This is a genomic window from Photorhabdus sp. RW14-46 (assembly GCF_963887965.1).
GTDB classification, from domain to species: domain Bacteria; phylum Pseudomonadota; class Gammaproteobacteria; order Enterobacterales; family Enterobacteriaceae; genus Photorhabdus; species Photorhabdus laumondii.
Genome location: NZ_CAWPHH010000001.1, coordinates 207,191 through 232,418 on the forward strand (window position 1 = coordinate 207,191; position 25,228 = coordinate 232,418).

Consider the following 25,228-nt stretch of genomic DNA (forward strand, 5'->3'; position numbering starts at 1 on the left):
AACACAGCCTCACTATAGACAGCGAGGCCGATATGTTAGTAATACGAAAATAAGCAGATTAATGATCTGGGAATTCAAGTAGAGTAAAACTACTTACACCTTGTCTTTGCAGACGCTCAACACCACCTAAGCCAAGCAAACCAATAATAAAAGCCGCTTCAGAAACCTCACCACCTAAACGACGGATTAAACGAACAGTGGCTTCAACCGTACCACCCGTTGCCAGCAAATCATCAATAACCAGCACCTTATCGTTTTCTCTTACGCTATCCTTATGCATTTCCAACGTATCAGTGCCATACTCCAGATTGTACGTTTCACTCAATGTTTCCCGAGGTAGTTTGCCCGCTTTACGAACAGGAATAAAACCAACACCAAGGCGTAATGCAACCGGGGCTCCAAACAGAAAACCGCGAGCTTCAGTGCCAACTATTTTTGTGATGCCTTTGCCCTGATATCGCTCTACCAGAAGATCAATTGTTGCCTGGTAGGCAAGAGGGTTATCCAGTAAAGTGGTAATATCACGAAAAAGAACCCCCGGTTTTGGATAATCAGGAATAGTTTCAATACTGTCTTTAATAAATTGCAGTTGCTGCGCATTTGCGGTCATAATCGGTGCCAATGAGTAGAACACGAAGGTGCTAAAATCTATTCAAACTGATAGAAAAAAGCAACTAATGAACACGCACCAGCCTACTTTTTGTCGTCCCAGATTAATTCCGCTTCGCAAGGCATAACCATTTTAAGGTATAAATGAATACGCAGCCGTTATTAAATTTACTCGAAAAACAGGTCGATATACTGGCGGAAGAGATAGCACCATTAGCAGACACACCATTCTCTACTGCCCGGTTTGATCAGGCTTTATTTAACCGACACAGCGATAAACTCCGTGGTTATCTACAAGAAGTCAGGCACAACATGGAACAACTCAAAGAGTGTGTTCAAGATCACCGAACCGAACAGGTCGCATTTCTGACTGAACGCTTAGTTGCCCAAATAGAAGCATTAAGGCGTGAATTGTCTACCCAGTCATTGAGAAAAAAAGAGAGCCGATTTGAGCATAAACAACAAGCTACTGACCTGTATCACAAACTGGCTGAACATCAGGATTATGAACGCCGCCTGCTCGCAATGATCAATGATAGAGAGCTAAAATTGAATCAACAAACTACACTTAGTCATCAACAAAAAATACAGAAAGAAATCGCGGCATTAGCCGGAAGACTAGCACGTTGCCGTCAATCTCTGATGCGTATTGAAAAATCAATCGAATACAAAGAGAACATGGACTAACGATTCAGATGAGGAATGTTTTATGTCCGTCGAACATGCACCACCCGAAGTTCAACTTGCTGTTGATCTGATCTATTTACTGGAATGCAATGAAATCACTCCTGAAATCGCACTCGCCGCACTGGAAATAGTCAAACACGATTATCAAGCAAAATTAGCGAAGCAATCACCGTCGGCAAAGGAGTATTGAGCGATTTACTTCAACACCTTAATAGATATCTTGATCGATACTATAAAAGATTCTCATTTGTCTTAAGTATGTGATCATACATTCATATCAATATCAGCCTTTGCTAAATTTCAAACGGCTTTATATCGTCATTCACTCTTTCCACTATTTCGTTTAAGAAGCGTTGAAGAATAATCATCCGCAGCAATTCGAGTGCAAAGCGATTCCCATTCACAGCCTATACAAGCAGATCTTATGATCCCACGATTGAAAGCCCATCGCGCCTGTTTTAAATAGGTCTCATCAAGCCTCAACGTATGACCTATATCAATTGATCGGCCCATAAGAGAACCAACAGCGTCCAAAGCTCGACTATCCCGGACAATGACACTCTCGCCAAAGCAATGAGGTTTGTCTTCTCCAAGCAAAGGAATACATATGTCATCCGGCCCTGCCACAATCAAGATATCCTCGTCCCGAATTCGAGGAATAATCCTATTGTAATTTTCAACAAAACCAGTGGAATATCCGTTGCCAGCGTAGGTAAGAATACACAAAAGGTGATGACCTCTCAGAGATATTGTCATTGTTGCGTTCCTGAATGTGATCAAATGTTGCATTTTTATACAACCAATGCTATATGATTAATACTGACCATCAATAGATCAATTTTTCTAATATAAAGAAAATCGGCTAGGAGTCGACTATTATGTCGTCACGGTGGGTATCAAACGAGCTTGTCAAATTATCATCAGAAAGCTTGCAGGCAATCATAGACAACAAGATTCCAGCTGCGATGATAGATGATTTTGCAACGACAGAAGAAACAGAACAACTTTCGTCTGCAATCCTGAGCATAAAGGCAAAACCCTATGAATTCGGAAGGCCGGGGTTTTATTTGGGAAATACACTCGCTCATTATCGTGATCGACCAAAAGAGCAATATTTTTCTCAAGTTAGCGTAGCTGAACAAGATCGCATCCAAATTATCAATCAAGCTTTTGATCCAGTTGATCGGTTCATGCGATACACCAATCACGATACAAATTTCAGCATTTCAGTCGCAGAAGAGCCGGGGTTCGGTCCCTATTTTGCCGGTATCGTCCGAATTATCTCCGGTGGCTCAGATCTACATGTAGATTACGCACCCACTTTTGCGAAAGGGAATTTAACCATCGGAGATATATCGACTCAGCTTGCTTGGAACCTCTATATTTTATCTCCCTCTCAGGGAGGAGAAACCGTGATCTATAATCAACCATTCAAGAGTACTGTGGTTGATAAAACATACAAGCCGTATGACAGTTCTCTATTAGTTGATTGCGAATCTTTCACTTTTCGACCTCAAGTTGGTTCAGTCGTTATTTTCAACACAACTAACCCTCATATTGTCCTGCCTGCAAGTGGCAATCGCATTGCAACAGGCTCCTTCATCGGTGTATTAAATGAGAAGAAGCTGATTTTATGGTCGTAATACATCTCAGCGAAACATTTGGGACCTGAATATTAAGATTGCTTTTTCTTACTCTACCATCATTCTCTACCATCATTGTATTTATTGTAACAATTATCTCAGGAGAAACGTCACAATAGGCACAATGACGCTTAAGAACGCGGTTCAAGAGTGGGGTAAGCCCGACGAACCGTTTTCGCAATCAAAATAACCAGTACGATTTTGATAATATCTCCCGGTATGAACCCAATTGAACCTACGGCTGCTTGCCAAGTGCTGATATTAGCAAATACGGCAATCCACGGGATACCGATTACATAAACAACCATAATTCCGCCAAAGACAAGAAATACAGCTTCTTTAAAGGTATTCAGTTTTGCAAGATTTTTCTCATACAAATAACCGATAACAAAAGCGGCAATCGGCCATGCCAAAATAAAACCACCACTTGGACTGAGAAATACACTCAATCCTCCCCGCCCTCCAGACATTACCGGTAATCCAACGGAAACAAACACACAAAAGAGCAACAATGCCAATCCACCCCGTTTCGCACCAATAATGGCACCAGCAAGCATTGCTCCCATTGACTGCGCTGTTATCGGAACGCCCACAACGGGAAGTGTCAGTGGCGGAAATAAACCCAGTGCTACGGTTAAAGAGGCAAATAGTGCTATATAAACAATATCTTTGGTAGACATTTAATCCCCCTCTCTTTTCAATAAAACCACAGCCTCTGTTTTACTTGCTGCTTGATTTACTTTTGTCAAATTCTGGATCATAAGACCTCGCTTCAATCGCGGCAGAAATATCGTCTGCCATTTTGAGCATCCGCACAATAACAGGAACTGCAATTGCAATGACACTCTTATCAAGACCTCTTGCTTTCTGCGCCTCCCGTACTTCTTCTGTAATTGACGCCAGAACAGGGATAAACCGCAAAGCAAGCGATAAAGCCAAGCTCACCTTTCCAGGATTGATACCAAAATAATACAGCCACCCAAGCCCCTTTTCCAACGCGTCGATCATATCAGAAGAACGAGTAGTGAGAGTGACCAGCGAGGCCAACAATAAAAGAGAGATAAGACGAACTATTACAAGTACACCTGTGGTCCAGTGGTGTAGAAACAATTGGACTATAAAAATAAGCACGAAGATCCATAACGCCGGCCGTAATTGCATCCAAGCCGTTTTTAATGAGATTTTGGCTAACAAGTATAAAAGTACGATGCCCGCCAATGCCGCAGCAGAAAGATCGATACGCGGAACAACGAAAAGCAATGTTCCCAGAATGAGCAAAGAAATAATTTTAAACCCAGGACTCACTCGATGCACAAATGATGAACCAGGATTATATCCAGACAGGCTCATAACATCATCCTTACGTATTCAGGAATAGCAATAGAGGGTATGTCATCAACAACGACACGACCATCATCAAAAACCAGAACACGATCAAATCCCGCCAAAAAATCAAGGTCATGAGACACTACAATTACAGTTTGAGATAAGTTATCGATTGCTGCGGCAACACGGCGCTTGTTTCGTAAATCCAGCAAGGTTGTAGGCTCATCGAAAATAATGTAATCGGGCTCCATCACCAGAACACCGGAAATCGCAAGGAGTTGTTTCTGACCACCACTTAAAAGATGGGCTGGATGCTCCCTAAATTGAAGTAAATCATAGCGTGAAAGCGCCTCTTGAGTTCTTTGTCGAATCGTGTCCTTGGAAAAACCAAGATTTTTCATTCCAAAGGCCAAATCTTCTTCAACAACAGGAAACACGATCTGATTGTCAGGATTCTGAAATACGAAACCAACCTTACGCCGGATCGCTTTACCCTCCGTTCTGGTGTTCAAACCATCCACCAAAACATCACCATTTTTCGGCACCAATAATCCATTAAGAAGACGTGCAAATGTACTTTTACCACAACCGTTGCTACCTATGATGGCAATGCGTTTTTCCTTTAGCTGCAAATTTAATTCTTGCAATATCACTCGCTCGCCATAGGCGTACGTTACATTTCGTATTTCCAGCATAGATGGTTATCCCTTAACAATTGTGGCCCGCAACTTAACACTGCCCCCATTTAGCACGGTGTCTACCTGCAAAATCCGTAGGGAAAATTCAATCAATACACTGATTTCAGCGTTATCAATCAGTTCCAACTTACTGATATTACAAGCCCTTACTCCACACTTGCCGAATTTAATCAGTACATTTTACACAACCAGAATCTTCAACATTTACCTTAGGGTATAGCCTTTCTTTGATCTCTTCTCTAACAAAACCGGCAGCAGTATCTGATATTAGAAATAATTTCAGCTTAGTTTCTCAGTCTAATCCCTTATATAACAGCAGATAAGCAAAAAGCATAAGATAATGACTTTTGGCCATTAACCACATTGTTAGCAATTACCAAAATAGAATTCACCTCTATTATTCTGGTTCTTCATTTTTCAGCAATTTTCATATGCTCACTATATTTAAGCATATCGATAAAACTATCCACTAACGACTCCGCTTCTTTCTGAATATCAAAACTATCTGGTGCAAATAACCAATTTTCCAACAAGCCCGTTATCAATCCTCTTAACATGATAGCCGCTCGCCGCAGATGAAGATTATAAGGAAGCTGGCCTAATGCAATACAACCAGAAAGAGACTCTTCAATACGAACATAGTCTGCAACACACAGTTCCTGACGCACTTCCACCAAGGCAGACATTTCACCAACAAACTCACATTTGTGGAAAAAAATCTCCATTAATAGCCGGTTTTTCGGATCATCAACGACCGACGTCAGGATATGGATGATTAAAGTTCTTAAAATCAGGAGTGGATTATTAGGATATTTTGCTTGATACTCTTTTTCTAATTCGTCAATCTTAGAATCTGTTATTCTACAGGCTTCGGAAAACAGGTCTACTTTATTTTTAAAATGCCAGTAAATTGCCCCACGGGTTACCCCAGCCGTTGTGGCAATATCTGTCAGTGAAGTAGCCGAGACACCGCGCTCAGAAAACTCTTTTATAGCTGCGTCTATAATCTGTTGCCGGGTCTCCTCAGCCTGTTGTTTAGTTTTTCGTGCCATACACTCTATTTTTAACCTAAAATGGATTTACATACATTCACGTATGTTTGTATTATAGCATGCTGTTATTAATGGAGTAATGGTTTTACGGATTGAAGGGTCAACATCTAAAAATATTGAGGTTTACTTATGCGAATAAACAGGGGAGTTTTGCCTCTGGCTACAGTACTGGTACTCTCAGGCAGCTTAGCTCTTTCAGGATGTAACGACAAAGACTCTCAGCAAGTTGCTGGGAACCAACAGGCTCCTGAAGTCGGTATCGTGACGCTGAAAACTGAACCTCTGATGGTCACGACGGAACTTCCAGGCCGAACATCAGCCTTCCGCATTGCAGAAGTTCGTCCACAAGTAAGTGGTATAATTCTGAAACGAAATTATAAAGAAGGTAGCGATGTAAAAGCAGGCGCTTCTTTATATCAGATAGATCCAGCAACTTACCAGGCTGACTATGACAGTGCTAAAGCTGATTTGGCAAAAGCTCAGGCTCATGCAGAGATCACACGCTTGACAGCGAACCGATATAAATCACTGTTAGGTACAAACTATGTTAGTCAACAGGAATTTGATAAAGCCAGCGCCGACTACGCACAAGCGGATGCTATAGTACAGGCAGCAAAAGCGGTCGTAGAGACCAACCGTATCAATTTGGCATATACCAAAGTTACAGCGCCGATTAGTGGTCGTTCCGGCAAATCTACGATAACTGAAGGTGCTCTGGTTTCTGTTGGTCAACCAACAGCACTGACAACTGTTCAACAACTGGATCCAATTTATGTGGATGTCACTCAGTCAAGTGATGATTATCTGCGTCTTAAAAATGAAATCGCTAAAGGTATTGTGCAGAAAGAGGACAATAAGGCTAAAGTTCACCTAATCATGGAAAATGGTAAAAACTACAGTGAAACAGGTTACTTAGAATTCTCTGATATTACTGTAGATGAAACAACAGGCTCTATCACTATCCGTGCAATATTCCCTAACCCAAATGAAGAGCTACTTCCAGGCATGTTTGTTCGTGCAAAACTGGAAGAAGGTATTCGCCAGGATTCAATACTGGTTCCTCAGCAAGGAGTTACCCGTACACCTCGTGGTGAAGCTACTGTCATGGTGGTTGGTGCAGACGAAAAAGTCGAACCGCGCGTTATCACTACCAACCAAGCTATTGGTGATAAATGGCTAGTAGCTTCCGGTCTGAAAGCAGGTGATCGGGTCATCGTTACTGGTTTGCAAAAAATTAAACCCGGCATCCCGGTTAAAGCAGAAGAAGTGGACTTAAATGCAAAACCTGCTGCGAACCAAGCTGAACCTGCGAAAAAGTCTTAATTTAGGATTCATAGGAGTCAGTGATTCATGCCTAAATTTTTTATAGATCGGCCAATCTTTGCATGGGTAATCGCAATTATCACCATGCTGGCTGGGCTGTTGGCAATTATGAAATTACCCGTAGCGCAATATCCTACTATTGCACCACCGGCGATTTCTATCTCTGCAACTTATCCCGGCGCAGATGCCACCACTGTACAAAACACAGTGACTCAGGTTATCGAACAGAACATGAATGGTATCGATAACCTGGTTTATATGTCTTCCGACAGTGATTCTGCTGGAAACATGAATATCACACTAACCTTTGAGGCCGGTACTGATCCCGATATTGCACAGGTACAAGTGCAAAACAAGCTACAACTCGCTATGCCTCTGTTACCACAAGAAGTGCAACAGCAAGGTATACGTGTAGATAAGTCCACGACCTCTTTCTTGATGGTTGCCGGATTCATCTCTGAAGATGGTTCAATGTCACAGGACGATATCTCTGACTACGTTGGTGCAACTGTCAAGGACCCTTTAAGTCGCGTAACCGGTGTAGGTGATACAATGCTTTTCGGTAACCAGTATGCCATGCGTATCTGGTTAAATCCTGACAAGCTCGTTAACTACAAGATGACGACTTTGGATGTAATAAATGCAATCAAAGCGCAAAATAACCAAATAGCCGCCGGTCAATTAGGGGGAACCCCTCCGGTTCCAGGTCAACGCCTGAATGCGTCGATCATTGCTCAAACACGTCTAACTTCACCGGAAGAGTTCAGTAATATTCTCTTGCGCGTCAATACCGACGGTTCTCAGGTCCGTCTAAAAGATGTAGCAAAGGTGGAACTAGGTGCACAAAGCTACAACATCATTGCCCGCTATAACGGTAAACCTGCTGCGGGTATCGGTGTCAAACTAGCGACAGGCGCTAACGCTTTGGATACATCCAAAGCAGTAAAAGAAGCGCTAAAAAATATGGAACCTTTCTTCCCTCACGGGCTGAAAATCGTCTATCCATATGACACCACACCATTCGTTAAAATCTCTATTAACGAAGTGGTAAAAACACTGGTTGAAGCAATTATGCTGGTGTTCGTGGTAATGTACCTATTTCTCCAAAATTTCCGCGCAACACTCATTCCAACCATTGCAGTCCCAGTCGTACTCTTAGGAACATTTGCAATACTCGCTACATTTGGCTATTCAATAAATACATTAACCATGTTTGCTATGGTTCTTGCCATTGGCTTACTGGTAGACGATGCCATTGTTGTTGTAGAAAATGTTGAACGTGTTATGCAGGAAGAAGGTCTATCGCCAAAAGAAGCAACCAAGAAATCAATGGGACAAATCCAAAGCGCCTTAGTTGGTATTGCAATGGTGCTGTCTGCTGTATTTATCCCAATGGCCTTCTTCGGCGGTTCAACCGGTGCAATTTATCGTCAATTCTCGATCACTATCGTATCTGCAATGGTATTGTCTGTGCTGGTAGCATTAATCCTGACACCAGCTCTATGTGCTACCATGTTGAAACCCATTGCCAAAGGTAGCCATGGTAAGCAGACCGGCGTCTTTGGCTGGTTCAACCGCATATTTGACAAAAGTACCCACCACTATACTGACAGCATTGGTCGCATTCTACGTAATACAGGCCGTTATCTGGTAATTTATGTATTCCTGGTGGCAGGTATGGCCGTCATGTTCACACGTTTACCATCCTCTTTTCTTCCTGAAGAAGATCAGGGAGTATTGCTGACAATGGTTCAATTACCTGCGGGGGCGACACAGGAACAAACAGAAAAAGTTCTAGATAAAGTAAGCGATTACTTCAATACAGAAGAAAAAGATCGTGTGGTTTCTGTATTTACTGTCAGTGGCTTTGGTTTTAGTGGGCAAGGTCAAAACACTGGGTTGGGATTTATAAGCCTGAAAGACTGGGGTGAACGTCCGGGGGCTGAAAACAAAGTACCTGCTATTGTTGCCAGGGCTAGTGCTCACTTCCAGACAATCAAAGAAGGTATGGTTTTTGCGTTTAACATCCCGGCAATTGTAGAGTTAGGTTCAGCAACTGGCTTTGATTTTGAATTAATTGATAAAGCAAACCTTGGACATGACAAACTGACAGCAGCCCGTAATCAATTACTTGGCATGATACAACAGCATCCAGATATGTTAGTAGGTGTTCGTCCTAATGGTCAGGAAGATACCCCTCAATATCGGCTCAGAATTGATCAGGAAAAAGCTGAAGCTCTCGGTGTTTCCATCGCTGATATTAACTCAACACTCAGCACGATGTTTGGTAGTAACTATGTGAACGACTTTATTGATCGCGGTCGTGTCAAAAAAGTTTACGTTCAGTCGGAAGCACCTTATCGTATGTTGCCAAGTGACATCTACAAGCTGTATGTCCGTAACAAACAGGGTGAAATGGTTCCATTCTCTGCCTTTACAGACACGTCCAAAGAACCCTGGACCTACGGTTCACCACGTCTGGAACGTTACAACGGCTTACCATCAATGGAAATTCTGGGTGAAGCCGCTCCGGGTAAAAGTACCGGTGATGCAATGGCCCTAATGGAAGAGCTGGCATCTAAGCTACCAAATGGAATCGGTTTCGACTGGACAGGTATGTCCTATCAGGAACGTTTGTCTGGTAATCAAGCCCCAGCTCTATATGCATTATCATTGATAGTGGTATTCCTCTGTCTGGCTGCACTGTATGAAAGCTGGTCAATTCCATTCTCAGTTATGCTAGTAGTACCATTAGGTATCGTTGGAGCCTTGTTAGCAACAACATTCCGCGGCTTGGATAACGATGTTTACTTTAAAGTTGGCTTGTTGACCACTATCGGTTTGTCAGCTAAGAACGCGATACTCATCGTTGAATTCGCCAAGGACCTGATGGAAAAAGAGGGCAAGGGGTTGATAGAAGCTACGCTAGATGCGGTAAGAATGCGTCTTCGCCCAATCCTAATGACATCACTAGCATTTATGTTAGGTGTTATCCCCCTAGTACTGAGTAATGGTGCAGGATCCGGCTCTCAAAACGCAGTGGGTACTGGGGTATTAGGCGGAATGATTGCAGCAACCTCGCTAGCCATCTTTTTCGTGCCGGTATTCTTTGTGGTTATAAGACGACGTTTCAGTAAGAAAGCTGAGGAGATTGAACCCGCATCAGAATCTCACTAAATGCTACCAACAATAACCAGAAGGCCGTCAAATCGGCCTTCTTAAATATAATCGTTGCTTCCATCTGATAAGATTCTGAACATTAATCTATCCGCTTAATATTTAAGTAATTTCGTTTAAATTTAATTATAATCACCACTTATGAGTATAAAATAGCTTTAAAAATCCAAGCATTAGTGACTTTAATAAAATTAATATAAAATTTGTCGGACAAAAATTACTTTATCTTTTTTTACACTAAATGACAAAAAACAATACCAGCACATAGTGACTTATGTAATAATGATGTTATATTCATTGATTATTGTAGCCATCAGGCTATAATCTGCCGTTACTGGTATCTGAGGGTAATACTGTTTTATATAAATCTACATATTCACTCACACATACTAGCCGCTATTTATAGTTTATTGAGTTAAGGTATGAATTTTTGTTAAGAGCTGATTCTGGTTTACTAGAAGCGAATCAGAGCCATCTGTAGAAAAGATAAATAATCCCAAAGAACGATTATAGATACATAATAATAATCTCTTGAAAAAAATTTTATTTTACGTGTATATGCTTAGTGTTTAACTCAAAAAAATTAAGTAATGGCATATACAGCAAGATCAACATAGCATGGATGAATATTCACTCAAGATGACATAACATTGATGAATTAGAATGCTTATGTGAAAATCTAAGGCGAGAAGTACTTCTAGTGTAGAGTACACAGAGATGAGACTGGTTGTAAAAATGGCTTCTACATCTCAGGATAATTTAAAGCTAAACAAATAGATTGAATACATATCAACTTTCGTTTGGTACTTTAAAATAAAATATTCTGATGATTTCAGCCTTCTCACTTGAATTGATAAATGTATTGATAATACATATAGTTATACTTTGTTTAGAAACAAATTAAGATTAGCGTTTCTAAACTTATGGAATGGTAAAAAAACTAATGAACGCTTAACCAGCGTCCTGTTACAGGATTTAAATTGCTCCTTGAGCAAAATTTGATTGAATATTTCCCTCAATAATTTTTTATATATGTTAAATAAGAAAGGCGATTATGACTAAAACTGATTATCTGATGCGTTTAAGAAAATGCACCACGATTGATACACTGGAACGTGTGATTGAAAAGAACAAATATGAACTTTCAGGAGATGAACTTGAACTATTCTACTCTGCTGCGGATCATCGCCTAGCTGAGCTGACCATGAATAAACTGTATGATAGAATTCCACCTTCAGTATGGAAATACGTTCGCTAAAATAGTCTTTATCAGATAGAAAGTGATCCGAGCCGGTAAAGTGCTATCGGCTTATTAGGTTACCAATGAAATTGGCGAGGGCTCTGCCAGCGACATCCCGGCACACACATCCCCTGCTATGGCTGCTTCCTTCCGGACCTGACCAAGTTAACAAGTTAGCGTTGCGGGAGAACCAACAGAGCCCCCATTGTGACGTGTTGCTTTAACTCTAAAGCGTCGCCATTATCATTCATACCTACTTAAATAGCAAGACAAGCAGGCCCGAATGCTGGTTTATTGCACATTGCAAATCAATACAATAAGGAAATGTATTATCTAACGGCTTTCAACGTAATTTCGACATCTTTAGTCTTCCCATTATTAATCACTTCATATGCTGTATCTGTAACAAACATCAAGCGGCTATGCAGCGAAACAGAAGCTCTGACAACAATGCGTGCATTCGGCTTAATTTTGTTTGGCTGATAAGGCAAAACAAAATGGAAAGGTGATTGTTTCCCACCTAAACGCTCTACCTTCTGAGACAAAGTAACTGAAGGCGCATCAGCCAAAGACACATCAGATAACGCCACTGTCAAAACAGCATCTGCTGGCAATGCTATACGCTGTAGTATATTAATATTACCTTCAACAAAAGACCGTTTCATTAGATTTTCAATCTGTTCCACCTGAGTATCTGCTACCTCAGCACCTTTGACATTACACCCAACCAAAGCAACCGCTAGTAATACGCCAGCGGGTAACTGCCATAATTTCATACACATTCCTCCATTATTAACTAATCTATATAAATATTAAAATAAATTGAAATATCAAATCATTAAATCTAAATCATTTGAATTATAGATTAAAAATTTGAACATAAAACGCCAATAAATCTCACATTCTTTATTGCACCGCTGTTAGGACTTAAAACATTTACAATTTAGTTATTTATTAATCATCTATTAATGAGACAATAATCATCCCTTGTACTCTCGATAACCTAATAGAAAACAAAGGCATATTATGAGCAAGTCATTACAGAATCTGATAAATTTGATGAAATTGGAAAAAATTGAGGAAGGTATTTACCGAGGGCAAAGCGAAGATCTCGGTTTTCCTCAGGTTTTCGGAGGACAAGTGATTGGTCAGGCACTGTATGCTGCCAAACAAACCGTTGTCGATGACCGAATGGGCAACTCTTTCCATAGCTATTTCTTACGCCCCGGTGACAGTCACAAGCCTATCGTCTATGATGTTGAGATTTTGCGGGATGGGGGAAGTTTTAGTGCCCGGCGAGTTAGTGCAATACAGAATGGTAAACCTATCTTTTATATGACTGCCTCATTTCAAAGTCACGAAGAAAGTTTTGAACACCAAAATATAATGCCGGATGTACCCTATCCAGAAGAACTTATCCCTCAGGATGAAATTGTGAAAAAAATGTCGCATCTGCTGCCACAGAAGATGCAGAATACGCTTCTTTTTCCCTGCCCGTTAGAAATGAGACCCGTAAAATATCACAGTCCATTCAATTGTCCACCAGAAGAACCTATACGCTATGTTTGGTTCCGCAGTAACGGCAATATGCCTGATAATCCTTTTATTCATCAATATCTGCTTGGCTATGCCTCCGATTTTAACTTTCTGCCAACAGCATTACAGCCACATGGTGTCGGGTTCCTTGAGAAAAATATTCAGATAGCAACAATTGACCATTCTATGTGGTTCCACCGCCCGTTTAGACTAGATGACTGGCTGCTATATGCTGTAGATAGTCCCTCAGCTTCCGGTGCCCGTGGTTTTGTTCGGGGACAGATTTATAATCGTGAAGGGATACTTGTTGCTTCCACTGTACAGGAAGGTCTGATTAGGAAACGCAATAGATAAATGAGTAAGGCAGCAAACTAAGAAACCAACATTACATTTTATGGCCTTATTGCTGCCCTTTTATATTACAACTTAATTATAAGCACTCTCTCCGTGAGAATTAATGTCCAACCCTTCCCTTTCAATTTCAACCGTAACCCGCAGCCCTACCAACAGATCTGCTATTTTAAAAGCAATAAAGGCAACAACGACTGACCAAATCACACAAACCAGTATACTAAAAGCCTGAATACCAACTTGTCCCAACATGGTTATACCCTCTGCATAACCGATCCCTCCCAAAGATTTAGCCGTAAAAACCCCTGTTAGAAGGCAACCTACGATCCCACATACGCCGTGTATGCCGAATACATCACACACATCGTCAACACGTAACCACCGTTTTAAGGCCACCACCCCCCAAAGTCCGGTAAAACCCGCAATCAGGCCAATGATTAATGCACCACCAACACCAACCATTCCTGCCGCAGGTGTAATACCAACCAGCCCAGCAATACAGCCTGAACATGCCCCTAAAAGAGACGGTTTATTACGGAAAAGCCACTCTGCAAAAACCCATGACAGGATAGCGGCGGCAGTCGCCACAATGGTATTTAAAAATGCCAAAGCAGCTATCTCATTAGCAGCACTAGCAGAACCAGCATTAAAACCAAACCAACCAATATAGAGCACAGTAGTGCCCGTGAAGACCATCGGCAAGTTATGCGGTTTAAATGCTTCTTTCCCAAAGCCAGTACGTTTTCCCAGTAAGTAAGCACCAACCAATCCAGCTACAGCAGCATTAATATGAACAACCGTACCACCAGCAAAATCCAATGCTCCATCTTGTGAAAGCACACCTCCCCCCCAAACCATGTGCGCCATAGGCAAGTAAGAAAATGTCAGCCACAACACAGTAAAAACTAACAAAGCCGGAAAGCGAATACGCTCCCCTAACGCGCCAATAATCAAAGCAACAGTGATACAAGCGAAAGAGCCCTGAAATGCCACATGAATTAGCTGATAAAAATTGCCACTTAAGTCAGTGAATGCCAAATTCTTTAGCATCACTTGACTAAAACCACCGAAAAAACCATTCCCTGGCTCAAAAGCCAGGCTATAACCATAAATCACCCACAACACACATACTAAAGCAAAGCTCACCATGACCTGAGCCATTAGCGATAAAACGTTTTTACTCCGTAGCAATCCACCATAAAACAGAGCAATTCCCGGAATGGTCATAAACAGAACAAGTACTGTACAAATCATCATAAAAGCATTATCCGCTTTATCAACAACGCCTTCCGCAGCCTGAGATAATGATGGTACACAACTGGCCACAACACTGGCAGCCACTGAGAATTGCCTTTTCATATCTATCTTCTCTATCAGTGAGTTACAGTGCCGCATCGTTAGTTTCTCCTGTTCTAATACGAATAGCCTGTTGTAATTCAATGACAAAGATTTTACCGTCGCCAACTTTTCCAGTAAAAGCTGATTGCTGAATAGCATGAATGACCTCCTCAACCAATTCATCTGCTACAGCAATATCTATCTTTATTTTAGGTAAAAAATTGACACTATATTCAGCTCCACGATACAGCTCCGCATGTCCTTTCTGACGCCCAAATCCTTTTACCTCTGTTATGGTCAACCCCTGAACACCAAGACCAGAAAGAACTTCCCGAATATCCTCCAATTTGAATGGTTTTATAATTGTCGTAATGAGCTTCATATATCCCCCTTCCATCCTGCTATTATGTTTTCAATAAGGAAATAGCAAAGGGTGTGCCAGAAATTAAAAACATATAAAAATCAAAGAATAATAAAGAGAGTAAAAATTATGGAGAATTAAGAAGGGAGGAGAGCAGCGAATATACTCTCCCGTGAGTGCACCGAATTAGTGCAAGCTTGATTAAATTAACACCTCTTTCTCAGAGATTGTGCCACATTCATTTAATGTCTCACCTACTTGTTGCAACTGATACATCTGATAATAACGTCCACGACTCACAAATAATTGTTGATGGCATCCCTGTTCAACAACTGCACCACGATGCAGCACCAGAATAGTATCAGCCTCCACAATGGTAGACAGACGATGAGCAATCACGATCAATGTTGTTTGTTGACGAATCAATCTCAAAGCCTGTTGTACCGCCTGTTCCGTACCAGAATCAATATTTGCAGTCGCTTCATCAAGGATCAAAATTTGTGGCGTTTGCACTAACACTCTCGCCATAGCAAGCAATTGTTTTTGACCGGCTGACAACGTATTACCCTGCTCTCCCAAGATAGTATGAAGTCCATCAGGCAATGTACGTACTAACTCAGCTAATTGAACCGTTTCCAGTACTTGCCAAACCTTCTCTTCTGAAATATTCCGACCAAGCGTAATATTGTCAAAGAAAGAGTCCGCAAGAACAACCGGGTCCTGCTGAACTATTGCCACACCATTGCGTAATACCGAATGAGACAGAGATGATACAGGCCGGCCATCGAGATAAATTTCCCCTTTCTGCCACGGGTAATATCCCATCAGCAAATTTGCCAGCGTACTTTTACCACTACCAGTATGACCAACCAAAGCAACAAAACCATGAGCCGGAACCTGTAAGTTAATATCTTGCAAAACTATTTTTCCATGCCGGTAGGAAAAACTGACATTTTCTATATCAATTCGACCACTGGATAGTGGCTGACCATCCATACCATAACCTTGTTGAGGGCTATCCATTAATTCAAATATTCTCTCGCCAGAAACGACAGCTTGTTGCAAAATCGATTGCTGAGATGTCAGCTCAATAAGAGGTTCATTCAACCGCCCCAAATAATTAATAAAAGCATACAATACCCCGATACCAATCGCCCCTGGCCCACTAATTCCAAACAACACGATAAGACCGCACAGTACCATAGCAGATAGCAAACTCAATAATGGGCGTAACAAAAGCCCATCTAATCTCAACGCTTGCATTCTCGCCTGATAATGGGCCCGATTGGTTAACAACATACGTTCACCAAAACGCGCCTGCTGCCGGAACTGCTGAATAACACTCATTCCATTAATGACTTCATTAAACTCATCATTAATATCAGCCAAATAACTACGTACCCGGCGGACAATGGGTGTACTAAAATGCTGATATATTGCCATAACAATCAATACGACAGGAAAAATAAGAATTGCAATCAATGCCATACGCCATTCCAACATAAACATAGCAATCAGCATCGTACCAATCAATGCCATGCTGCGAAATACCGATGGAACTACATTAACATAAAGATCTTTAATGACTTCGGTGTCATTCGTTACACGGGAAATCAACTGCCCTACCGGTTGATTATCAAAAGCACTCAGAGGCTGGCGCAATGCTGCATTCATCACATCAGTACGAAGCTGCTGAACCACATCAACTGACACTTGATTGAACAATAAAGCCTGAAAATAGTGTAACGCCGCCGTAATCAGTTGCAGAACAATAAAAGTTATAGCTAGCCCGATAACCACTCTAGTAGGCATATTACCCGTTGCAACCATATTATCGATAAAATAACTAATGAGAACCGGACCACTGACTTCCGCAATTGCAGCCCCCCATAACATGAGCACAGCCAGCCCCAACGGCTTACGATAATTTTTTCCATAAACCAACAGACGCTTCAGAGACGGCCACAATTGACGAACTTTAGTCATCTTTATCCCCTTCTGCTGTTTCCTCGCCATCCAATTCTGCTTCAAGTTGCTGATAATAATACATATCACGATACCATCCCGGCTGCTCTGCCAGTTGCGGATGCCGTCCCTGATGTATAACAGAACCTTGCTGCATCACCAGGATATTATCCGCATCAGTTAATGCAGACAGACGGTGGGCACTAATGATAACCGTCCGTTGTTGCCTCCACTGACTGAGGTTTTGTAGGATATTGTATTCAGTTTGCCCATCAACCGCAGATAAAGCGTCATCCAGAATCAAAATCTCGGCATCTAAAAGTAATGCCCTCGCAATGGAAATACGCTGCTTTTGCCCACCAGAAAGCATTACCCCACGCTCGCCTACTTCTGTCTGATACCCCTCAGGTAAACGAAGAATATCTTCATGAACATTGGCAAGACGGGCAACTTCTTCAATCTGTTCCTGTGTTGCATCAGGACGTCCCAAAGCGATATTCCTGGCAACAGTATCTGAAAATAAAAAGGGGGTTTGATTGACAACAGCAAATCGTGCTCGCCATTCATCTAACCTGATATCTGCAATTTTGAGCGATTGGAAAAGAATTTCTCCATCAGTCACATCAAACTGTCTCTGTATCAGCGCAAGTAATGTGCTCTTACCTGAACCAGTTGAACCACAGATCCCTAATAACTGTCCAGGTAATAACTGGAAATTAATTTGACTAAGAACAGTTTTGTTACTTTGCGGATAATTAAACGCTTTGATATTCACATCCAGAATACCGCGCTCAGGCAATAAATTGCCAATACCATCCTTAATGACTGGAAGCTCCTGCAACAAGCTACGGATACGACTATAAGCGGCACTTCCCCGTTCAACGATATTAAACATCCATGCCAGTGCCAACATTGGCCAAATCATCAAGCCAAGGTACATCACAAAACTAGTGAGCTCACCGAGTGTTAAAACACCATTTAACACCATCCAGCCACCACCACCGATAGCCAGTAAATTTGACATACCGATAGCAATAAAAATTGTCGGATCAAATCGCGCATCCACCCTAGCAACATACATATTCTTACGACCAGCTTCCACGGCAACTTGTTCAAACTGATTTGATTGCAGATCTTCAAGGCCAAACGCCTTAATCATACGAATACTGGTCAGACTTTCTTGAGCCTGGTTATTCAGAGCAGAAAATGCGCCTTGTGCAGATTTGAAGCGATGATGAAGTTGATCACCATATCGTTTAATAATGATTGCCATAATCGGCATAGGTAACAGAGACAGTAAAGTTAATTGCCAACTAATTTGTATGCTCATCATAATTAGCACTGCACAGCCCATAACTAGCGAATCAACTAACGTAAGCACACCTTCACCCGCAGCAAACACTACACGATCCACATCATTAGTAGCGCGAGCCATTAAATCCCCTGTGCGGTGACGCAAATAAAATTCAGGGCTTTGTCGGCTAAGTTGCTGGTAAAAATTATTCCGCAATTTAACGGCTAATTGATATGACGCCCCAAACAACCATAAACGCCATATATAACGCAAGATATAGACAATCAATGCGATAACCAGTATAACTCCCGCCCACACCATCAATTGGTAAAATGACATAGACGCAGTGCTGATCCCATCAACGATTACACCCACCAGATATGGAGGAATGAGTAGTAGAATAGAGATAATAATAAGCAGAGTTACTGCCCCAAGATAGCGACGCCACTCGCTACGGAAGTACCAACTTAATTGAGAAAACAATCTCACACGTGTATATCCCGAAATGAAATAGATAGTAGAAATGTTGAACGACACTCAGAATAATTGAATTAACGCAATAGATTAATAATTGGTTAATCTGGTATCGGCAATGCTGTAGTGTATTTGATTTTTTCCATTGCAAAACTCGATGTCACATCAATCAACCCCGGAACACCATTAACCATACGCTTGTAGAAAAGATCATAACTTTTCATATCCACAACTTCTACGTGCATTAAATAATCACATTCACCAGCCATACGATAAAAAGCTAGGACTTCTGGCATTTGCTTTATAAATGCAACAAATTGCTCATACCAATCACTGCTATGCTGCTGAGTTCTGATCATAACAATCACTGTCAGCCCTAATCCTAATTTTTCGCTATCAAGCAAAGCAACTTTACCAACGATATAGCCTTCATCTTCAAGTCGTTTTAACCGTTTCCAACAAGGAGTAGAGGTAAGATTAACAGCTTCCGCCAATGCATTCAGAGACAGACTACAATCTTTCTGTAGTAACTTAAGCAACTTGCGGTCTGTTTTATCCAACATAGCTACCTCTTATAGAAAAATTTTCCATAAAGAAACCACATATTAAGAAAAATAACAATCTATTTCTCCCAGTATCAAGTTAATCTACCCGCTGCCAATTATTTTTAAATTATAGAGTTAATAATTAATGTCACACAGTTGGACCACCAAGGCAATCAGAGAGATTCAAGCAGACCATCAACGCAGCTCTGATACTCATCTTATCCGCCTTAATTTGCCAGTTTTTCCAGGTATCCATTTATATCTAAAAGATGAAAGCACCCATCCAACCGGCAGTTTGAAACATAGGCTTGCTCGTTCTTTATTCCTTTACGCGCTGAGTAATAGTTGGATAAAGGAAGGTACCCCGGTTATTGAATCCTCATCGGGTAGCACTGCTGTATCCGAAGCCTATTTTGCCCGCCTGCTTGGGCTACCTTTTATTGCTGTTATGCCCTCATACACTGCGAAACGTAAAATTCAGGAAATTGAATTTTATGGTGGTAAATGCCATTTTGTTAACCATTCAGCACAAATATATGACGAATCAGAACGACTAGCGAAAGAACTAAATGGTCATTATATGGATCAATTTACTTACGCCGAACGAGCAACAGACTGGCGAGGTAACAACAATATTGCTGAAAGTATTTTTCGCCAGATGCAAATGGAACCATTTCCTGAACCAGATTATATCGTTATGAGCGCTGGTACTGGGGGAACCTCTGCAACTTTAGGACGCTATATCCGTTACCAAGGGCATAACACTAAACTAATTGTTGTCGATCCAGAAAACTCTATATTTTATGACTATTACCGTCAAAATTGCTGTGATATTCGTGGCAATTATAGCAGCAAGATTGAGGGTATTGGCCGCCCTCGAGCAGAGCCTTCTTTTATTCCCTCAGTCATTGATGACATGATCCAAATACCCGATTGCGCCAGCATTGCAACAATTTACTGGTTGGAAAAATTACTAGGCAGAAAAGTTGGCGCATCTACGGGGACTAATGTCTGGGGAGCGCTTCTGCTTGCTAACCAAATGCATGAGCGTGGAGAGCAAGGTGCAATAGTAACTTTACTGTGCGACAGTGGTGAACGTTATCTCGATACTTATTACAATCCAGATTGGGTAAAAAATAACATCGGCGATATCTCTCCTTATCTCAAACAACTACCCAATTTCCGTAGTTATAAGTAACATAACCATTTTATTCCAATGAGGATGTTACAATGAGACGAGCTGTTGTTGTATTCAGTGGGGGACAAGATTCCACTACCTGCCTGATTCAGGCAATTAATCAATATGACGAAGTACATTGTGTCACTTTTGATTATGGCCAGCGCCATCGTGCCGAAATTGATGTTGCACGTAATGTCAGCCATTTTCTTGGTGTTGTTGCACATAAAGTACTGGATGTCACATTACTTAATGAACTGGCTCTCAGCAGTCTGACTCGTGATAACATCCCTGTCCCCGACCACAGTGAAAGCGAAAAAAGTGCCATACCCAGTACATTTGTCCCTGGCCGCAATATTTTGTTCCTGACACTGGCTGCTATATATGCTTATCAAGTTGAAGCCGAAGCAGTTATTACTGGCGTATGCGAAACTGATTTCTCCGGTTACCCTGATTGCCGTGATGAATTTGTCAAGGCATTGAACAAAGCTGTAAGCCTTGGCATTGCCCGTGATATCCGTTTTGAAACTCCATTGATGTGGCTCAACAAAGCGGAAACTTGGGCATTGTCCGACTACTACCAGCACTTAGACTTTGTTCGTAGTCAGACACTAACTTGCTACAACGGCATTCAAGGTAATGGATGTGGTACATGTGCAGCTTGTCATCTCAGAGCTAACGGATTAGAACAATATCTGAATGCTCCGGAGAAAATAATGACTGAAATGAAAGCAAAAACACATCTAGTTTAATCCAAATGGCAATGAGAGCCTTTCCCTCTCATTGCCCTGTTTTCACCAAAGCCCCCATTATTTCACGTAATTCACCTTCAATAGATAATGCTCTTTGTGTCTTTCTATCAATCCAGACAAACGTAGTCTTAGCATCTGCAATGAGTTGATTATTCCTTCTACGTATGATTTCCTGAGAAAATACACCACTTCTGTTCCTCAGTTCCGTCAATCGGCAATCCACTTCCAATTCATCGCCAAGAACTGCTGAACTACGATAATTAATATTAATGTTGACCACTGCAAACCCAACATTGTTTCTCTGTATCCATTCCACTACAGAATGCTTATGCAACCATTCCCACCGAGCACTTTCCAGAAATTCTAAATAGCGAGCATTGTTCACATGTTGAAACAAATCTATATGATAACCATGAACTTTTATAATTGAACTCATAATATTGCCTTATGTTAAAGTCACTCGTCTGACTAGGTTGATTTCACAATAGCAAAACAAAAAATTCACACTAATTAAAGTGATTTATTTGCAACCTTGATCACAACATCCCCATTCACAAAAAAATCATGAATGAGGATGATAGATAATATACTAGTAACTCAACTTACTTCTATTTCGTTCAATAAAAACTGGCCCGATTCCCTGAACCTCCTGCAATTGTTCCACCGCAGTAAACGCACCATGTTTTTCTCGATATTCAACAATTCCTTGTGCTTTTTTTACCCCAATACCATTTAATGCTCTTGCTAACTCTTCAGCACTTGCAGTATTAATATTCACCTTTCCCTTTTCTTCTACTTTCAAAGCGTCCTGTTGCTGTAATTGCTTTTCTGGTGAAGAATGGCTGGTAGTACTGGCTGCTTTAGCGACTTTATCTTTTACTTGCTCGGCGGCAATCGCGAATTGCCCTCCACACGCATAAAGCAAGCCAGCGAGCAAAACAGATAAAATTCCCGATTTTTTCATATTAATTCCTCCATGTTTTATGAACGGAAAAAAGATTGCCACAGATAAATTTGAGCACAATGGACAAAGATCAGATATGCGAAAGGCCGCGAAAGCGGCCTTTGTTGACAAGATAATTACAAAGATATTTGCGATATTCTCCGCAAATTTTTATTCGGTATGCCCTAACTTAATTTTGGCTTTTTCACGCAAACTAATCAGTAAAGACTCCAGCATAGCGTTACCCATTTCACTCTGATAGCCATCAGTCATGCTTTTAATTTGTTCTTCGGATACAACACCTGGAGTAACTTTATCCAGTTGGATCAACACAACGTCATCCAAACTATTTTTCGTCAAACCATATTCTGCCTTACCTTCTTTTGGCAGTGGTAAAGCGAATACTGCACCAACTAACACATTATCCTGAGATGTACGCTGAATAACCTGAGATTCACCAAATTGAATACCTGCATCTTTCAAGGCTTGCTCACCTTTACCTTCTTTTAAGGCGGTCAGTAATTTCTCACTTTCGACTTGAAGCTGTTTTTCAGCTTTCTGGCGTTTAACCAGTTCAGTAACCTGATCTTTAACTTTCTCGAAAGGCTGTACTGTTTCTGGCTTATAATTATCTACACGCAGAACAAATGCACGATCACCTTCAACGGAGATAACATCAGAATTAGTTCCTGTTGGCCCCTGTCCATCAACAAGATTACCTTCAAAAATGGCATGAATAACGGCACCAAAATTAATCTCTGCCGGCACACTATTGCGATCAAACCAATCAGTCGTCACAACCTTAATACCTGAAACTTCCTCAGCCGCAGCTAAAGATTCATTATCGCTGGTAGCAGCATCACTGACTTTCTGTTGCAGAGCATAGAAAGCATCTACCGCTTTTTCCTGCTTAACCATTTTCTCAATTTCAGAACGAACTTCAGATAAGGGCTTAATTATTTGGGGTTTAACATCATCCAAATGGAAAATAGCGAAGCCATTAGGAACCTTAATCACAGAAGAAATTTGGCCTTTTTCTTTCAAATTAGCTTGTTTCAATTCTTCAGGAAGAGCATCTTCTTCCATCCAGCCGATCTCACCATGATTTTTCGCTGAAAACTTATCCGTAGATTTTTTAGTCGCTAATTTACCAAAATCAGCACCCTTATTTAACTCATCAAACACGGTTCTGGCTTCAGATTCAGTTGCAAGCTGAATCAGACTGTATTTTTTCTGCTCTGGTTGTGTATAACGCTTCAAATTATGCTCATAATAAGCATCAACATCAGCGGATGTAGCTGAAACTTTATTCATTTCATCTACAGCATCCATCTTGATATAGCTGATTTTCACTTCTTCAGAAGCAATAAAGCTGCTCTTATTCAGATTATAGTAATCTTGCAAATCTTTATCTGTTACTTCCTGCTGCGCCTGAATTTTCTTCAGCTCCAGTGTAGCTATACGAGCAGTTCTCTGTTGCAGAAGCAATTCAGCATTGAGTTTCACCTCACCAGGCAATGCTATTTCACTGCCAGAAAAGGCCATAATTAATTGTTGGTTAACTAAATTCTGGCGTGTTTGTTCCGCAAAAATATCCGGACTCATATTGAAACGGTTGAGCAACTCCAGATATTTGTTGTTATCAAATTTACCGTCTGTCTGAAAGTAAGAAGTATTTCGGATAGAATCCTTAACTTGCTCATCACTAGCAGATAAACCCAATTCACGGGAATATTGATCAATCAATGCATTATTAATTAGACGATCCAAAGCCTGATTACGAATCTGCTTCATGCTTTGTTCGTCACTTGCTAACACCGAGAATTTATCTCCTAATTGCTCTTGCAATGCATTTCTCTCTTGCTGAAACGCCTGCTCCAATTGAGCACGACTGATAGCCTGGCCATTCACTTCGGCAGCATAACTACCAGCTCCACTTGTCAGGTAGCCCCCAACCCCCGTCAAAACAAAAGACAGGATAATGAGAGCCAGCACGATTTTAAGCACAGGACTGTTTGCCGCCGTGCGTAGGTTGTCCATCATAAAGAGGCAAAACTCCGCTTTGGTGAAATTGAAAACGCCATATTACGCTAATTCAAGCGCTAAGAGAAAAAAAGCGCACCAATCAATTGATGCGCTTCTATTTTAACTTACCAAATCTGTCTCGTCAGTCTATGTTTACCAATATATACCCGTTATCTTTCAAGTTGCTTCTTTGTTGGCTGCTCTCGGTCACATCGTTATCTATGCTCCCGGGGATTCACTCCCTTGCCGTCGCGATGCATCTTGAAATCCATAGGGTATAACAAGGATTGACAAACAATATTTAGTTCGTGTCACCCATTAACAGCGTCTTTCAAACCTTTACCTGGACGGAAAGCAGGTACTTTAGCCGCAGCAATTTTGAGCTCTTTTCCTGTTTGAGGGTTACGGCCTGTACGTGCAGAACGTTCACGAACAGCAAAAGTACCGAATCCCACCAGAGCAACATCATCACCATCCTTCAATGCACCCGTTACAGAAGAAATGAATGCATCTACTACACGCCCCGCAGCTGCTTTAGAAATATTAGAGTCAGCAGCAATTTTGTCGATCAGTTGTGATTTATTCACTCTTATCATCCCCATATAGTTTTTACTACCGCATCAGAATCCCAACGGATAACCCGATAGCAGTGCCGTTATATCAATCCTTTCCGATATTGGCAAGAAATCATAAGACAACAAAATATTTATTA

General features: G+C 41.2%; 25 protein-coding genes and 1 other RNA gene. 9 read left to right on the forward strand and 17 right to left on the reverse strand.

The annotated features are described in order from the left end of the window. Window positions 1-58: 58 nt before the first annotated feature. Entirely contained in the window at window positions 59-610 is a 552-nt protein-coding gene (apt, locus tag AACQ38_RS00840) for an adenine phosphoribosyltransferase (protein ID WP_011147981.1), read from the reverse strand. A gap of 143 nt (window positions 611-753) precedes the next feature. Here apt and priC point away from each other — a divergent pair, with 143 nt between their 5' ends. Continuing rightward, on the forward strand, window positions 754-1,296 hold the full coding sequence (gene priC, locus AACQ38_RS00845) for a primosomal replication protein PriC (protein WP_011147982.1): 543 nt from the start codon (window positions 754-756) through the stop codon (window positions 1,294-1,296). A 22-nt stretch (window positions 1,297-1,318) separates the two neighbouring features. Next, window positions 1,319-1,486 carry a pleiotropic regulatory protein RsmS gene (gene rsmS, locus AACQ38_RS00850; protein WP_011147983.1) on the forward strand — a complete coding sequence of 56 codons (168 nt, stop codon included), beginning with the start codon at window positions 1,319-1,321 and terminating at the stop codon, window positions 1,484-1,486. A gap of 128 nt (window positions 1,487-1,614) precedes the next feature. On the opposite strand, the gene AACQ38_RS00855 is transcribed toward rsmS, so the two are convergent. Beyond that, the gene (locus AACQ38_RS00855; protein WP_109791804.1) at window positions 1,615-2,052 is read right to left on the reverse strand and encodes a DUF1284 domain-containing protein; all 438 of its coding nucleotides are present in this window, start codon (window positions 2,050-2,052) and stop codon (window positions 1,615-1,617) included. Window positions 2,053-2,174: 122 nt separating this feature from the next. On the opposite strand from AACQ38_RS00855, the gene AACQ38_RS00860 reads away from it, so the two are divergent. Further along, window positions 2,175-2,939 (forward strand): 2OG-Fe(II)-dependent halogenase WelO5 family protein, encoded by a 765-nt coding sequence (locus AACQ38_RS00860; RefSeq protein WP_165577194.1) that lies wholly within the window; start codon window positions 2,175-2,177, stop codon window positions 2,937-2,939. Window positions 2,940-3,070: 131 nt separating this feature from the next. On the opposite strand, the gene AACQ38_RS00865 is transcribed toward AACQ38_RS00860, so the two are convergent. From AACQ38_RS00865 to acrR, 4 genes are all read right to left on the reverse strand, one after another. Further along, complete coding sequence (locus AACQ38_RS00865) at window positions 3,071-3,619, reverse strand: biotin transporter BioY (protein ID WP_011147986.1); 549 nt, start codon at window positions 3,617-3,619, stop codon at window positions 3,071-3,073. A gap of 40 nt (window positions 3,620-3,659) precedes the next feature. After that, window positions 3,660-4,289, reverse strand: coding sequence for an energy-coupling factor transporter transmembrane component T family protein (locus AACQ38_RS00870; RefSeq protein WP_165577195.1), 630 nt, complete (start codon window positions 4,287-4,289; stop codon window positions 3,660-3,662). After that, on the reverse strand, window positions 4,286-4,960 hold the full coding sequence (locus tag AACQ38_RS00875; protein WP_011147988.1) for an energy-coupling factor ABC transporter ATP-binding protein: 675 nt from the start codon (window positions 4,958-4,960) through the stop codon (window positions 4,286-4,288). Before AACQ38_RS00875 ends, AACQ38_RS00870 begins: the two co-directional genes overlap by 4 nt. Window positions 4,961-5,373: 413 nt before the next feature. Beyond that, on the reverse strand, window positions 5,374-6,015 hold the full coding sequence (gene acrR / locus AACQ38_RS00880) for a multidrug efflux transporter transcriptional repressor AcrR (RefSeq protein ID WP_165577196.1): 642 nt from the start codon (window positions 6,013-6,015) through the stop codon (window positions 5,374-5,376). A 129-nt stretch (window positions 6,016-6,144) separates the two neighbouring features. Here acrR and AACQ38_RS00885 point away from each other — a divergent pair, with 129 nt between their 5' ends. The 3 genes from AACQ38_RS00885 (at window position 6,145) to AACQ38_RS00895 (ending at window position 11,773) form a co-directional block, all read left to right on the forward strand. Then, window positions 6,145-7,338: an efflux RND transporter periplasmic adaptor subunit gene (locus tag AACQ38_RS00885; protein ID WP_165577197.1), complete on the forward strand. Its 1,194-nt coding sequence runs from the start codon at window positions 6,145-6,147 to the stop codon at window positions 7,336-7,338. Between the two features lie 27 nt (window positions 7,339-7,365). After that, entirely contained in the window at window positions 7,366-10,515 is a 3,150-nt protein-coding gene (locus AACQ38_RS00890) for an efflux RND transporter permease subunit (protein ID WP_165577198.1), read from the forward strand. 1,054 nt (window positions 10,516-11,569) lie between these two features. After that, on the forward strand, window positions 11,570-11,773 hold the full coding sequence (locus AACQ38_RS00895) for an HHA domain-containing protein (protein ID WP_011147992.1): 204 nt from the start codon (window positions 11,570-11,572) through the stop codon (window positions 11,771-11,773). Window positions 11,774-11,854: 81 nt separating this feature from the next. Here the strand turns inward: AACQ38_RS00895 and ffs are convergent. Further along, window positions 11,855-11,951: signal recognition particle sRNA small type (gene ffs / locus AACQ38_RS00900), an RNA gene on the reverse strand. A gap of 133 nt (window positions 11,952-12,084) precedes the next feature. Beyond that, a complete protein-coding gene (locus AACQ38_RS00905) occupies window positions 12,085-12,531 on the reverse strand; it encodes a YbaY family lipoprotein (RefSeq protein ID WP_011147993.1) in 447 nt (148 codons plus the stop codon). A gap of 250 nt (window positions 12,532-12,781) precedes the next feature. Between AACQ38_RS00905 and tesB the strand changes: the two genes are divergently transcribed. Beyond that, window positions 12,782-13,645: an acyl-CoA thioesterase II gene (tesB, locus tag AACQ38_RS00910; RefSeq protein WP_011147994.1), complete on the forward strand. Its 864-nt coding sequence runs from the start codon at window positions 12,782-12,784 to the stop codon at window positions 13,643-13,645. A gap of 72 nt (window positions 13,646-13,717) precedes the next feature. Here the strand turns inward: tesB and amtB are convergent, their stop codons facing one another. From amtB to AACQ38_RS00935, 5 genes are all read right to left on the reverse strand, one after another. After that, a complete protein-coding gene (gene amtB, locus AACQ38_RS00915) occupies window positions 13,718-15,001 on the reverse strand; it encodes an ammonium transporter AmtB (RefSeq protein ID WP_041381107.1) in 1,284 nt (427 codons plus the stop codon). A 22-nt stretch (window positions 15,002-15,023) separates the two neighbouring features. After that, entirely contained in the window at window positions 15,024-15,362 is a 339-nt protein-coding gene (gene glnK, locus AACQ38_RS00920; RefSeq protein WP_049582557.1) for a P-II family nitrogen regulator, read from the reverse strand. 180 nt (window positions 15,363-15,542) lie between these two features. Further along, window positions 15,543-17,327, reverse strand: a complete 1,785-nt coding sequence (locus AACQ38_RS00925; protein ID WP_011147997.1) for a SmdB family multidrug efflux ABC transporter permease/ATP-binding protein — start codon at window positions 17,325-17,327, stop codon at window positions 15,543-15,545. Beyond that, window positions 17,320-19,089, reverse strand: coding sequence for a SmdA family multidrug ABC transporter permease/ATP-binding protein (locus AACQ38_RS00930; RefSeq protein WP_165577199.1), 1,770 nt, complete (start codon window positions 19,087-19,089; stop codon window positions 17,320-17,322). Before AACQ38_RS00930 ends, AACQ38_RS00925 begins: the two co-directional genes overlap by 8 nt. 86 nt (window positions 19,090-19,175) lie before the next feature. Further along, window positions 19,176-19,637 (reverse strand): Lrp/AsnC family transcriptional regulator, encoded by a 462-nt coding sequence (locus AACQ38_RS00935; protein ID WP_011147999.1) that lies wholly within the window; start codon window positions 19,635-19,637, stop codon window positions 19,176-19,178. Window positions 19,638-19,764: 127 nt separating this feature from the next. Here AACQ38_RS00935 and AACQ38_RS00940 point away from each other — a divergent pair, with 127 nt between their 5' ends. Both AACQ38_RS00940 and queC read left to right on the forward strand, forming a co-directional pair. Beyond that, window positions 19,765-20,817, forward strand: coding sequence for a PLP-dependent cysteine synthase family protein (locus AACQ38_RS00940; protein ID WP_011148000.1), 1,053 nt, complete (start codon window positions 19,765-19,767; stop codon window positions 20,815-20,817). Between the two features lie 32 nt (window positions 20,818-20,849). Then, the gene (gene queC / locus AACQ38_RS00945; protein WP_011148001.1) at window positions 20,850-21,548 is read left to right on the forward strand and encodes a 7-cyano-7-deazaguanine synthase QueC; all 699 of its coding nucleotides are present in this window, start codon (window positions 20,850-20,852) and stop codon (window positions 21,546-21,548) included. A 28-nt stretch (window positions 21,549-21,576) separates the two neighbouring features. Here queC and AACQ38_RS00950 read toward each other — a convergent pair whose 3' ends face one another. The 4 genes from AACQ38_RS00950 to hupB all read right to left on the reverse strand — a co-directional run bounded on the left by AACQ38_RS00950 (window position 21,577) and on the right by hupB (window position 25,103). Further along, window positions 21,577-21,984 (reverse strand): acyl-CoA thioesterase, encoded by a 408-nt coding sequence (locus AACQ38_RS00950; RefSeq protein ID WP_011148002.1) that lies wholly within the window; start codon window positions 21,982-21,984, stop codon window positions 21,577-21,579. Window positions 21,985-22,137: 153 nt separating this feature from the next. Next, a complete protein-coding gene (locus tag AACQ38_RS00955; RefSeq protein ID WP_011148003.1) occupies window positions 22,138-22,512 on the reverse strand; it encodes a ComEA family DNA-binding protein in 375 nt (124 codons plus the stop codon). A 150-nt stretch (window positions 22,513-22,662) separates the two neighbouring features. Continuing rightward, window positions 22,663-24,534 (reverse strand): peptidylprolyl isomerase, encoded by a 1,872-nt coding sequence (ppiD, locus tag AACQ38_RS00960; RefSeq protein WP_011148004.1) that lies wholly within the window; start codon window positions 24,532-24,534, stop codon window positions 22,663-22,665. Window positions 24,535-24,827: 293 nt separating this feature from the next. Next, entirely contained in the window at window positions 24,828-25,103 is a 276-nt protein-coding gene (hupB, locus tag AACQ38_RS00965) for a nucleoid-associated protein HU-beta (protein WP_011148005.1), read from the reverse strand. Window positions 25,104-25,228 lie beyond the last annotated feature (125 nt).